Annotated in this window: 11 protein-coding genes; 10 read left to right on the plus strand and 1 reads right to left on the minus strand. The window is 56.9% G+C overall.

Annotated elements, in window-relative coordinates:
* Positions 1-13 precede the first annotated feature (13 nt).
* Positions 14-886 (plus strand): LysR family transcriptional regulator, encoded by an 873-nt coding sequence (locus IB261_RS12160; RefSeq protein WP_192382988.1) that lies wholly within the window; start codon positions 14-16, stop codon positions 884-886.
* Between the two features lie 48 nt (positions 887-934).
* On the opposite strand, the gene IB261_RS12165 is transcribed toward IB261_RS12160, so the two are convergent.
* Positions 935-1321, minus strand: a complete 387-nt coding sequence (locus IB261_RS12165; protein WP_081516786.1) for a hypothetical protein — start codon at positions 1319-1321, stop codon at positions 935-937.
* A gap of 226 nt (positions 1322-1547) precedes the next feature.
* Here IB261_RS12165 and IB261_RS12170 point away from each other — a divergent pair, with 226 nt between their 5' ends.
* From IB261_RS12170 to IB261_RS12210, 9 genes are all read left to right on the plus strand, one after another.
* On the plus strand, positions 1548-1874 hold the full coding sequence (locus tag IB261_RS12170; RefSeq protein ID WP_081516787.1) for an I78 family peptidase inhibitor: 327 nt from the start codon (positions 1548-1550) through the stop codon (positions 1872-1874).
* A gap of 359 nt (positions 1875-2233) precedes the next feature.
* Positions 2234-4609, plus strand: coding sequence for a type VI secretion system Vgr family protein (locus IB261_RS12175; RefSeq protein ID WP_192382987.1), 2376 nt, complete (start codon positions 2234-2236; stop codon positions 4607-4609).
* Between the two features lie 38 nt (positions 4610-4647).
* A complete protein-coding gene (locus IB261_RS12180; RefSeq protein WP_192382986.1) occupies positions 4648-7161 on the plus strand; it encodes a cell wall hydrolase in 2514 nt (837 codons plus the stop codon).
* Positions 7133-7681 carry a hypothetical protein gene (locus IB261_RS12185; RefSeq protein WP_192382985.1) on the plus strand — a complete coding sequence of 183 codons (549 nt, stop codon included), beginning with the start codon at positions 7133-7135 and terminating at the stop codon, positions 7679-7681. Before IB261_RS12180 ends, IB261_RS12185 begins: the two co-directional genes overlap by 29 nt.
* Positions 7682-8497: 816 nt before the next feature.
* On the plus strand, positions 8498-8713 hold the full coding sequence (locus tag IB261_RS12190; protein ID WP_494515531.1) for a lysozyme inhibitor LprI family protein: 216 nt from the start codon (positions 8498-8500) through the stop codon (positions 8711-8713).
* A gap of 309 nt (positions 8714-9022) precedes the next feature.
* The gene (locus IB261_RS12195; RefSeq protein ID WP_192382983.1) at positions 9023-9802 is read left to right on the plus strand and encodes a hypothetical protein; all 780 of its coding nucleotides are present in this window, start codon (positions 9023-9025) and stop codon (positions 9800-9802) included.
* A 130-nt stretch (positions 9803-9932) separates the two neighbouring features.
* Positions 9933-11057, plus strand: a complete 1125-nt coding sequence (locus tag IB261_RS12200) for a hypothetical protein (protein ID WP_192382982.1) — start codon at positions 9933-9935, stop codon at positions 11055-11057.
* 120 nt (positions 11058-11177) lie between these two features.
* Positions 11178-11435, plus strand: coding sequence for a PAAR domain-containing protein (locus IB261_RS12205; RefSeq protein ID WP_192382981.1), 258 nt, complete (start codon positions 11178-11180; stop codon positions 11433-11435).
* A gap of 2 nt (positions 11436-11437) precedes the next feature.
* Entirely contained in the window at positions 11438-12679 is a 1242-nt protein-coding gene (locus IB261_RS12210; RefSeq protein ID WP_192382980.1) for a KPHS_23130 family T6SS system protein, read from the plus strand.
* Positions 12680-12686 lie beyond the last annotated feature (7 nt).

The following is a 12686-nucleotide window of genomic DNA, read 5'->3' on the forward strand; positions in this document are numbered from 1 at the left end:
TTGGAGTGCGTCGATGCAATACCGTCTGGAATACGCCGATCTGGCCCTGGTGCTGGCGCTGGTACGCGGAGGCAGCCTTGCGCGCGCCGCGGAATTGCTCGAGGTAGACGTCTCCACCGTATTCCGTGCTGTGCGTCGGCTGGAGAAGGCACTGGGCACCGCGCTGTTCGAAAAGGGCCGCAACGGCTACCTGGCGACAGCCACCGCGCAGCAACTGGCGACCCAGGCGGAACTGGCCGAACAGGCGCTTGAAGCGGCGCGCCTGGGCCTGGAGCAGGGCCACGACGTGCTCAGCGGCACCGTGCGCCTGACCTGTTCCGACACCGTGCTGCAAGGCCTGCTGCTGCCGGCCCTGGCGCGCTTCATGAAGCGCTACCCGGCGCTGAACCTGGAGCTGACCACCTCCAACGCCTTCGCCAACCTCAGCCGCCGTGACGCCGACATCGCCCTGCGCCTGACCAATGCGCCGCCGGAGCATCTTGTCGGACGCAAGCTGGGCGAGGTGCACTACGTCCTCTGTGCCCATCGCGATTACCTGGCCGAGCAGGGCGAACGCCCCTGGCAGGACATGAGCTGGATCGCCCCGGACGACTTTCTGCCCGACCACTCCAGCGTCGCCTGGCGCCGCCAGGCGTTCCCGACGGTACTTCCGGCCTACCGCTGCAACAGCATGCTGTCGGTGCTCGATTTGTGCCGCGCGGGGCTGGGGCTCGCTGCGCTGCCGGCGTTCCTGCTGCGCCCGGACGACGGGCTGCAGGTGCTGGAGCCGGAACTGCCCGGTTGCAGCATCCATCTCTGGTTGCTGACCCGGCCGGACTGCCGGGCGCTGCGGGCGGTGGTGACGCTGTTCGAGGAACTGGCCGGGAGCATTCGTCTGCCGGCCTGAATGAAAAGACCCCGCCAGGGAAGCGGGGTCTTTGGTCTGTAGCTGTACCTACCAGTGGCGGTAGTGCCCCGGCGGGCCGTAGTAGCCGGGGCCGTAATAGCGTGGCGGACCATAGTAGCGGGGCGGGCCGTAGTAACGCGGGCCGGGTACCACCACGACCGGGCGGTAGACCGGCTGGTACACCGGTTGATACACGGGCTGGTAGACCGGCGCCGGCTGGTAGTACACCGGTGGCGGCGGGTAATAGGCGACCGGGGGCGGCGGAGCGTAATAGGGCGCCGGCGCGGGTTGCGAGCCGGCGACCACGGCACCCCCGACAACGGCGCCGACCACCGCGCCGATTGCCGCGGCATCGGTGTTGCTGTTGGCCGCGGCCTGGCCGGCGAGGGCAAGGCCGGCGCAGAGCAGGGCGATCTGGGGGAGACGGTGAAGCATGATGCACCTCCTGAGGAACCCGGCGAGGAACCAGGTATCTATGAGACATCGGCCTCGAAAGAATCGTAACGCCGCCGGTGTAAAGGTTGTGTAAATGGCGCCGTACGGCTCTGCGATGGGCATTGCATGTATCAGCCTGCAATACATCCGTCGCGCTGCCGCAGCCTCCGGGCTGGTAAGGTGGCGCCTTTCGCGTTTTTTCCATGCAGAACCAGGGAGACCTTCCATGCCCTTCAACCGAGTGACGCTCTTGTCGCTTCTTGCTGTCGCTGCCCTTGCCGGTTGCAGTTCCAAGGATTCCTCGTCCGATGCCGCCCAGCCGGCCGCGGACGACTCGCCGGCCATGACCGGCACCTGCAACGCCAAGGCGGTGCAATCGATCATCGGCAAGGTCGTCAACCCGACCCTGACCGAGGAAGCCCGCCGCGACGCCGGCGCCAGTGTTGCCCGCGTGCTCACCCCGCACCAGCCGGTGACCATGGAGTACAACTCGCAGCGCCTGAACATCGATGTCGATGACAACCAGGTGGTGAAGCAGGTCTCCTGCGGCTGAGTCCTTCGCCGGCCGGCGCCCATGAAAAAGCCCCGCCTAGGCGGGGCTTTTTCGTTCTATGGCGTTTGCCCCTGCCTTCACAGGGCTTCTGTCAGGCAATTCTTGGCAAGATCAGATTGGTGTCTTCCTAGTTGTCGGGGATGTTCTGCCCGAACTGGACGCTGTTTCCCTAGATACCGTGCGAAACCGCTGTTGCCGTTTTAGCGGCTATGAAAACAGTGATCCGTCACCGATGGTGCGTCCTTCCCAGGCTCTTTCTGGTCGACAAGGATGCCCCTCCATGAGCAATGCAGCTTTCCCGTCGCGCTCGTCCCCTGCTGTCCCCACTCGATTCCTCGATCGTCGCGAGGTGACTCGCGATGCTCAATGAGCTGCGCAGCTTCTTCGATCATTCCCGGCACACTCTGGTCGTGGAAGGTCTGGAGAATCCATTAGACGTTTTGGCGTTTGACGGTCGCGAAAGTCTTAGCGAGACCTTTCGCTATGCCATCGAAGTCACCAGCCCTCAACTGGACATACCGCCCGAGAGCGTGCTCGGCAAGGACGGCACCTTCAGCCTGCGCGAAGCGCCGCCTTCGATAAAAATACGCGGCTACACACCTCCGGTGGCGCCACCGCTGCGCACCCTTCATGGCGTTGTAAGCGGGTTCAATCGATTGTCCGCTTCACGGGACGAGGCCAGGTATGAGCTGATCCTCAAGCCACGCCTGGCGCTCCTGAGCAAGGGCTGCCAGTACCGCATCTACCAGAATCAGAGCGTCCCGGAAGTCGTAGAGCTCATCCTGCGTCGCCATGGATTTCGTGGGCAGGATTTCCTGATCGACCTCGGCAGAACCTACAAGCAGCACGAGCAACTGCTTCAGTATGGGGAAAGTGATCTTTCCTACATCAAGCGCATCTGTGCGGAGAGGGGTATCTGGTTTTCCTTCAGCATGGATGCGAGGTTAAAAATTGATGTGGTCGAGTTCCATGACTCGGTCATGCACTACACCCGCGATGTCCGCCTGCCGCTGCGCCCGCTCAGCGGTCTGGAGAGTACGGGGCAGGATGCCGTCTGGGACCTGCAAGCCAGCCACCAGATGGTGGAACAGCAGGTCAGCACCCGCGCCTACTACTCGCGTGATGCCAGCGCCAACCTCGATGCCAACGTCGACCTCACGCGTGGCGCGACAACCACCTACGGCGAGGCCTACCACTACGCCGACGAACCCTACCAGGAACTGGGCAACCCCTACGCCCATGGCCATGAAGAGGGCTTCGCCGAAAGTGGCGTGTTCTATGCGCGCTTGGCCCACGAGCGCTACCTGAACGAGCAGACCCGCCTCTACGGTGCCAGCAGCAGCGCTGCCCTTGCCCCCGGCCAGGTGCTCAAGGTCGAGGGCGGTGCCTCGGTCGCTTTCACCGAAGGCGCGTTGATCGTCCGCACCCACTGCACCGCCGCCCGTGATCGCAGCTTTGAAGTCCGCTTCGAGGCCCTCCCCGACAGCAACATCGCGTTCCGCCCACCCGTGCCGCCCAAGCCGCGCATTGCCGGCACCGTTCCGGCGCGTATCACCAGCCCGCAGCGGAACGCCCCCTACGCCGATATCGACGGCGAAGGGCGCTACCGCGTTAGCTTCCTATTCGATAGGGATGAATGGCCCGCTGGGCGATCCAGCATGTGGATGCGTCTAGCGCGGCCCTATTCGGGAGACACATTCGGCTTCCATATGCCTCTGTTGGCGGGCACTGAGGTAGCTGTAATTTTTGAGCAGGGCGACCCTGACCGTCCGATTATCGCCCATGCACTGCATGATTCTTCCCATCCTGACCACGTAACCATCCATAACTACAAGCGAAACGTCCTTAGGACGCCAAGTAACAATAAGGTCCGCCTCGATGACACACGCGGGCAAGAGCACATCAAGATTTCAACCGAGCACAGCGGCAAGAGCCAGCTGAACCTCGGCCACCTGGTGGATGCCCAGCGGCAGAAACGCGGCGAAGGCTTCGAGCTGCGCACCGACGGCTGGGGTTCCGTGCGAGCCGGCAAGGGCGTATTCATCAGCGCCGATGTGCAGCCCGGCGCCCAGGGGCAGGTGCTGGCCATGGAAGCCGCCGTCAAGCGCCTGCAGGAAGCCGGCGAACAACTCCAGTCCCTCTCCAGCGATGCCCAGGGCGCCCAGGCAGAGCCCGCGGATGTTCAGGCGCAATTCGCCTTGATGAACGAGCGCCTCGATCAACTGCAGGCCTCGGTCGCGCTGCTCAGCGCCCCGCAAGGCATCGCCCTCACCAGCGGCCAGCACCTGCAACTGGCCGCCCAGCGCAACCTCATGCTCAACGCCGGTAACGAGGCCGACATCAGCGTGGTCAGGCGCCTGTTCATCGGCGTCGGCCAGGGCATGAGCCTGTTCGTCCGCAAGCTCGGCATGAAGCTCATCGCCAACCAGGGCGCCGTGCAGATCCAGGCACAAAACGACCGCCTGGAACTGCTCGCGCGGCAGGCGCTGGAGATCACCAGCACCGAGGACGAAATCCACATCACCGCCAGGAAGAAGATCGTCCTCAACGCCGGCGGCAGCTACATCCGCATGGACAACTGCGGCATCGAGTCAGGCACTCAGGGCGACTACCTGATCAAGTCGGCGGATTTCGATTTCCAAGGGCCGGCTGCCAAGCCAGTGGCGATGCCGGACGTAGCTCCACTCGCCGACACACCCATCGCGAGGCAAAACGGCAGTGACCACTCCGACTGACCGGACATCACGCAGTTCAGATAAGGGAACGGAAACCTATGCTCAACTACTTGCGCGACCTCTACGAAGGCCTGATGGACGTCTATCGCAACCGACGCGACGGCCCGTCACCGCCTCGCTCGTTACTCGATGCCCCACCACCAGCGCCGCCTCCCGCGAAACCCGCTGCACCGCCTCCTGCACCAGTTCCTGCTGTGCGAGGCACCCTGGCACCCCTGAAAAACTGGGCCCATCCCTTTGGGGACAAGTCCAATCCGCTGGTGCAGCTGACCAACCTTTCCAAGGCCGTGGCCGGCTATTACCCGATAGGGCGAGGCGGGCTGTGGCACGGTGGTGTGCACTTCGACAGCGGAACCGCCGGCATCCTCAAGCAAGATCACGTCCGCTGTCTGGCTGATGGCGAAGTTGTGGCCTACCGCATCGCCGCCAACACCCCCAGAACTGCCTATCACACGAAGGCCGATGAACTGATGGAGGCGCCTTTCGCGTCTGGGTTCGTGTTGGTGCGTCACCATCTGCAAGCGCCCAAGCTGGAGAACAGTCCGGATATTCCCCCCAGCCTGATTTTCTACAGCCTCTACATGCACCTGCAGGACTGGAAAAGCTACGAGGACGACCCGAAGCTCGCGCGCCCCGCCTTCTGGAAATCCGGCAGCTACCGGGTCAAGCCCGATACCACCGATCCAGGTCCCCTCGGCACCAGCGTTCTTGCACAGCCCAAACCAGGCGGCAAGGTGCTCAAGACCTTGCCGCGAGGGACTGCCGTCACCATCAGCGGCACCGGCGATTTCTGCAAGCTGGTCAGTGCCGATGGCATCGACCTGCCGCCCCTTGGTCCAAAGAACCCAGCGCTGGGCTATATCCGCATGGATGCACTGGAGAGCACGACCGGCCGATACAGGGTCAAGGACGATGCCCTGGGTAAGGAAAAGTGCGAACACCTCAACGTCCATGCCGAAGCCAAGGCCAGCAGCAAGGTCATTGCCACCCTGCCGCGCGGCGCTGAGGTGGTGGTCAGCGGCGAAGGGGAATACCGCAAGCTGGAAAACGTGCTAGCACCGGAATCTGCCAGCTCCAGCGCGGACGATTTCCATGCGGCCAGCGGCTACCTGCGCTTCAGCGCCCTGGAGCCGATCATCCTGCCCCATCAACTGGACACGGTTGCTATCCTGGAGCCGCCCATTGCGATCAAGGCCGGCGAACTGATCGGGCATCTCGGCCCCTACCAGACCAGCAAACCTGCACCCCCCGTGTACAAGCTGCACCTGGAAACCTTCACTGCGGAAAACCTGCCGAAGTTCTTCCAGGACAGCCGCACCTGGGCGGACCGCCTGCCGGCGAAGGAAAAAACCTGGCTCAAGCTGGCCAAGGGCACCGATGTAGTCACCACCAGTACCGGCGGCCCGCCCTCTGTGATGCGAGTCGGTACACCCAGCGGCTACACCCTGCTGGTCCCTCGCAGTTTGCTTGATGGCTTGGGCGCTGCGAACAAGCGCGTTGTTGCCGGCGAGGCGTTCAATTGGTATCGCCTCGAAGGGCTGCTCCTCGATGCGGCAGACAAACCGCTGGACGGCTGGGTTTGCGAGCGGGTCGGTACCACGCCCTGGGTCAGCCCCTGGCACTGGGATGGCTACGAGATCATCAATGATTACGGCCCCTTGGCCAGCAGCTTGGCGTACAGCTTCAATGTCCGAGGCCTGCTGACCGACGACGAGGTCGAGCGTCTACGCCCGCATATCGACGCCTGGGATCAAGGACCTCTACAAACTCGGCTGTACGACATTATCGACAGCAACCGAGATGGCAAGTTGAGCCCGGATGAAATGCAGGCTGCCCTGGCTATTCCCGCCAAGGCGCAATCCCTTTCACAACTGGTCATCAACTACGAAAGCGAATGGCACTACCGCCAGCAGAAATGGGATGACTTGGACGATGTTCAGGGTCATACGCCTTCGACACCCTTCCTTAACTGGATGGCGGAAAAGGAACGGATTCGAGAGTTGAAGTGGTGGAGTGATGTGGCGGGGAGAGTGGGATTGCCGGAGGGGGGGCGGGTTTATCACTTGCATCCGATTGGGTTGCTCGGAAACTTTGTACATGGATCTGACGATGAGTTCATGCACTTGGCGATGACTATTTATGGAGAAGCACGTGGGCAAAGTTATGAATCAAAAATAGCCGTTGGCTGGGTCATCAGAAATCGCCTGGCAACTGGCAGATGGGGGAAGACCTATAAGTTAGTAGTTACGGCGCGCCTGCAATTTACGTGCTGGAGTCAAGCTGTTGATCCACAAGGCTACGCCGCAATTCACAATCCGGTCGGCCTCGCTTGGGAAGATTGCAAGAGCGCAGCTAGAGAGGTGATGTCTGCATCAGACGATAGTAATCCACTACCGGGGGCGGTTAACTATTATAGTCCTACTGCACAGGCGCAACTCCATGCAGTGAATCCGAGTACCTATCCGGCAACACCGCCGTTTGCAATAGAGAGCAAACGTGTCCCAAACCCTGCTGGTGTAAGAAATGAAGATTATCGATTCTATAAAAATTAGTGTTTTCGCGCTAACTACTATGATGCTGATGGCTAATGCTGATGCCGAACAAACACTGCTTACTGGAGGGGGCTGGACTCTGTCCAGTGACTGCGAGTCAATGTATAAATGCAGCACTATTAAATCCAGTGGGGGAGGTGAGTTGGCGAGAATAGACTTTCCCTATGCTCCTGTTTCGGCAAGGGAAACTCGTGGAGTTATCGAGGTGCTCTACTCCTGCGGAACGGAATGCTCTGCTACTTATTTCATACTTTCCAATAACTCAATATCAGGCCCTTATTCTCTAGTCGACTCTATTGATTATGAAAAAGGCACATTGCTGAGCGTGGGTAAGCGAGATTTTAAGTTGTACAGGTTTTTGCCCCCAACAAAGAGTGCCATAAAAGTCGTCAATGTTGATATACCTAAAAATACAACTCTACCCTCGAGAGTAATTGGGAGTAGGTTGGTTAATCATGTCTACTTGGTTAGGGTTAAGGGTAAAAATGACAAAATAGAAAATATTCGCATTGATCAATGAGTTGCCTGCTTAAGTAGAGGTGAATAGTTTTGCGGATTCGAAATTAACTCGCTGCTTGAAAGAAATGTTTAATGGGCTAGGGATTTAAAATAAATCATCATGTCTTGGGGGTTGCAGTGAGAGAAGTTTTTCTGATTCTCTTTCTTGTTTTTTCTGTAAATTCTGCGGCGGGAGATTTCTGCGATGAATTAAATAAAAAATCCTATAAGCATGAAGCTAGAGTTCTTCCTGAAGGGGGTGTCTATGTTGTTGCGGACAGAGGCAGGACTTTTTTATAGTGCTCCCGATGCGTCGTGTAGAAAACGCACATTTGTGGTGCGGGGAGACAAGCTTCAGGTATACACTGAATACAATGATTATATTTCAGTTATGTACTTTAAGAAGGGAGGGGGAACGGAAGAAGGGTGGGTTTTAAAAAGACGACTAACCACGACTAATGAGAACTCAGCTTACCATCGGTGAGATGCTCCAGGCAGGGCTAGCGGGAGAGCTTGTTATAAAGATATATATTGCCAGGTAGGCGAGGTCTTGTCTGCGAAATTAGCATCAGTCACGGTTCTTTGTATTTGCTAACTTAATTAGATAATTCTAGATGGTCGATAATTGAAGAATACTATTTTTAGTGAAAAAGCATTTGGGGCGGTGGGAGCGGTCGTAGCAATTCTCCTAGTCGTTCCTCCATCTCGGGCTCTGGCCTCAACAGATCCTGATGGTTACTCAAAGGCCTATCAAGATTGCCTTTCAAAGGCAGGGGGCTTGGATAATATGGTGGTTCACGCTTGTGCCGACGACATATCGAGGAGGGTTAACGCTGAAATGGTTCAGAAGCTGAAGAGTTTGCGAAAGGCATATGTAGAAGAGGCTCCGCAGGATGTTGAGAGGCTAGATGAGTCCCAAAGGTTTTGGGAGTCATATAGAGATATGCAGTGTGAGCTTTCTGGGGTGCATATTGGGTCGCCTATGTACTCAGTGTGTCCTATGGAAAAAGCCATTCAGCGTCTGAAGGAAATAAATTACCTGTTACAGCAATAGCGGCAGTGGATGTGTGTTTCTTGCTTTTCTTATTATTTCTGCAAGTGCAGCTGGATAGCTCTCGAAATTAAGGGTGTCAGATTTAATTTTGTGTGGGCTGTTAGGGCGAAGGAGGTTGTTTGAGACAGTAAAAAGGCTATGTATGAATTAGCTGTTATAGGTGTTCTTGAATGAAGCTCGAAGCCTTGTGAGCTGGAGCTCTGTGCAGATTGCTCGTCGAGATGGGCAAAAGCCCAGAATCCGGGCTTTTGTGTTGTGTTCCAGCAGTTAACTCAGACATGGCCATAAAAATGAGTGGAGGTTGGTTTGATGAGGGGAAGTTTCTATTTTTTAACGCTATTTGTTTTTTCTAATTCGGCGTTGAGTGAGGTTGAGGCGCTTAATTCGTCAGGTTTAGTAGTAAATTCAGTGAGTCCTATTTCAATTTTTTATGAGAGTGGTGGAGGGCGAAAGAAGGTCTTAATGTCTAAGGAAATAGCTGATTCTATTGGGGGTATATACTCGAGTGTTTCACTAGAAGACCTTGATGGAGATGGTGTCGCTGAGGTTGTGGCAACGATGAGTTCAAGCTCAGTAAATATTTGTTCAAAAGTGTATAGGTACGAAAAAAACTCCAATTCGCTGGTTGAGATTAAGTTTGGTAGTGCTGGGGTGTGTAATGTTAGGAGGGAAAGTGGGTATTTTGTCAGTTCATATCGGGTTGGCGCGTTGTGGGAAGAGGACTTCTACAAGTTTAAAAGTGGGCAGGCAAATATCTACTATAAGGATCGCTGTGTGGGGTGTGGAGAGATATCAAGGACTGAATTCAATTCATTGGGCGCGCTACGGTATTTGGTGACGGATAGTGAGAAGTTTAGTGGCCGCTCGCCTGTGGTTATTGATGTTTCATCAACTAAGGCCGTTATCTATGGCGGGCAGGAGACCCTAAAGCCAACCAAGAAGTATCTGGTTAAGGGGGATAGGGCTTTGGTGCTGGAGTTTGGGAAGTATGGAGGAGAGGATTACGCAAGAATTAGATTCAAAGGTAAGGTAATAACTGAAGGTTGGATAAAATGTAGCGATGCAAGCAAATGTAATTACGGAGGTTAGGCGTATTAGATTTGATGCTTGGAGGGAAAGAGGGTGATTGTTCTGATTTGGATCGCTTCGGTAGGCTAGGGTTTGGTGCAGGGAATTAATCGACTAATTTTTGAAGTCTCTTGGGGCTCAAGGATGATTTATGAAAGGAGCTTTAAGGTGTTTGGTTGTATTGCTGGCTTTCTTGGTTGTTCATTGTGCTCGTGCAGAGCATATTTTGCTCCAGGGTCAGGTAGGTAAGTATCCGGTCGTAATGGATTTGTGGGATGCGGGTGGTGATGTTTCGGGTCGATACTTTTATGAGCGATATAGGCAGGATATACCATTGCGTGGGCATCTCGACGGAAACGTCTATCGCCTTAGTTCAGCGAATTATGAAGGCGATGATAGACCTGCGGATGTTTTCGAGTTAAGCCGAGCGGGGGGCTTGGTGAGTGGCAAGTTCATAAGTCCTAAAGGTAAAGAGTTGTCCGTAGAGCTAAAGGTCGTTACGCCTTCATCTGTAAAGGAACCTCGAATAGATTCGGGGATTTTAAAAGATTTGGGCGGCTATGAGAAATTGCAACTGACTGGCCTTGAGTTTGTCCCGGGGAAAAAAGAGGTTATTGGTGGAGGATTCAATCTTCAATGGTTTCATGAGACTAGATCGGGACTTTCAATGTTTCATGTGACGGGCGGGTATCCGGAGTCGGTAATAAGGTCTATAAATAGTATTATTGATGGGCGATTCTATTCTGAGTTAAGAAATTATTTTGGTTGCTCCGATGGGCTTGGAAAGTCAGGTGTTGAGTTGGTGGTGGGTAGTTATTTTCTGAGTGAGAACTTTGTGAGTTATGCTGTGAATAGTGGTTGGTACTGCGTGGGGGCAGCTCATCCTGATTTTGGTGTTGAGGGGGTAACTATAAGTGCAAAAACAGGCTTGGAATTGACGCTGGAAGAAATGTATTGGTTGGGCGGTGCGGATAAACTTGTTCCGGATTCCGATGCCTGGATGGAGTATCGACGTAAGGTATTCGCCCCGGCCATAGTTGAGTTGTTCAGGAGGCTTTACCCTGATGATATGAGTGGTCCTGATGGTAATGGTGGTTGCGACTATTCGGATATTAATGTCTGGAAATACCCTTCTTGGTATTTGACTCCTAAAGGACTCCGCATAGGGGCTTACTTTGCGCGCGTGCAGCGCGCTTGTGATAATCCAGAATGGTCAATTATCCCTTATTCGGTTTTGAGAAAGAGAAATCCTTTGTTGTTCAGAGTTAAGGGGTAGCAGTGTGTGGTTGGCTTGGAGCTTTGCTTTTTGAAATTGATCTTGTGCTTTGAGCCATTAGCGATACTGCTTTGTTGATCTTCAGATACTTAAACTTGGTAAAGGAATAGGAGTGTTGCAATGAAAGGCATCATCCGTATCGGCGACAAAACCACCAGCGGCGGCAGTGTCCTGACCGGCTCCGGTGACAGGAAATTCCACGGCATCGGCGTGGCCCGAGTAGGCGACCGGGTGAGTTGCCCTGCCCATGGCGAGACGGTGGTGAGCGAGGGGCACCCGACGTTCAAGGATAACGGCATCCCGATTGCCTTCCACGGCCATCGCTGCGCCTGCGGTTGTGCATTGATCACTTCTCTTCCCGAGGCGACCGCGAGCTGATCATGGCTGTCCGTCTGGATAAGGTGCCGCCGCCTGCCAAGCTGCCGGCTTCACCGAATGCGTGGGTCTGGCTCGGTCTGTTGTTGCTGGCCCTGTTGTTGGGTATGGGCCTGACCCTGGTGCTGGGCGGGCAATCGCTGGGCCAGCAGCCGGTGACGTTCTGGGGCATGGCGCTGGGGCTTCCCTTGCTCATCTGGAGTGGTCTGTTGCTGGTCCGCTTCATGGTGCATCTCAGCCTGCTCAGCAGTGCGGAAGGCTGGAACGAGGCGCGTGAGGCCGATTGGCTGGCGAAGCTGCGCAAGGGACGTCGCTCGCAGCAGGTGCTGGCGATCAGCCTCTACACCGCCTTGCGTGAAGAGGGCGATGAGCAGGGCGACATGCAGTACGAGGCGCTGGTCGGCGGTAAGAGCGTGCTGAAAACCCAGCCCGTACGCGGTAAGGGGGAACCCACCGCCCGGCACAGTGCGATGGCGCCGGTGGTTGGCGAGTCGGGCGCGCTGCTGGATGACGCGGCGATGCTGCTGCGCCTGTATCGCCAGGTGCTGAGCGACATCGCCGAAACCTTGCAGGCCTTCCCGGCCGAACAGCCAGTGACGTTGGTGCTGGAAACCGACAGCGGCGTTCCCCTGGCTCAGCAGCAGGATGCCTGGCAGTTGGCCTGGGCCGAGTCGGGTATCCGCCAGACGCCGACGCGCCTGGAGCGCAAGGGGCTGGACGCTGTTGATCATTGGTTGGACGTGCGCATCACCGACCCGGCGCTGTTGCTGGTGGTTGCACTGTGCGTTGCGCCGGAGCCGCTGGAAGACTCGGCGGAGGTGGCGGTGGCGTTGCTGCTGGGCAACCGCCTGACGCAGAAAACCGTGCCCGCCGTGGCTTATCTGCACCGCCCGGAGCAGGAGCACGGCATCACCAGCGAAACCCTGCACTACGCCGCTCGCCAGGCGCTGGACTGGGTGCCGTTGAAGGCCGATGCGCTCAAGCGATTGTGGCTGGTGGGTATCCCCGCCAAGCGCCAGGGCGACGTCAATACGATGGCGCTGGAACTGCTCAAGCCGGAACCGGCCCTGCGCGACCTGGGCGCTCTCCTGGGCCACCCCGGCTGTGCGGCTCCGTGGGCGGCCATCGCGGCTGCGGTGCAGGCGGCGCGCCGCGAGGGCCAGGCGCAAATCATCTTCAGCGGAAACGTCGTTGCCGAGTCCGCGCTCTGGGGTGCGGTGGTGATGGCTGCGCCGTCGCCGCAATAAGGAAATG

Origin of the sequence: Pseudomonas sp. PDM20, from assembly GCF_014852575.3 — a bacterium.
Lineage (GTDB): Bacteria > Pseudomonadota > Gammaproteobacteria > Pseudomonadales > Pseudomonadaceae > Pseudomonas.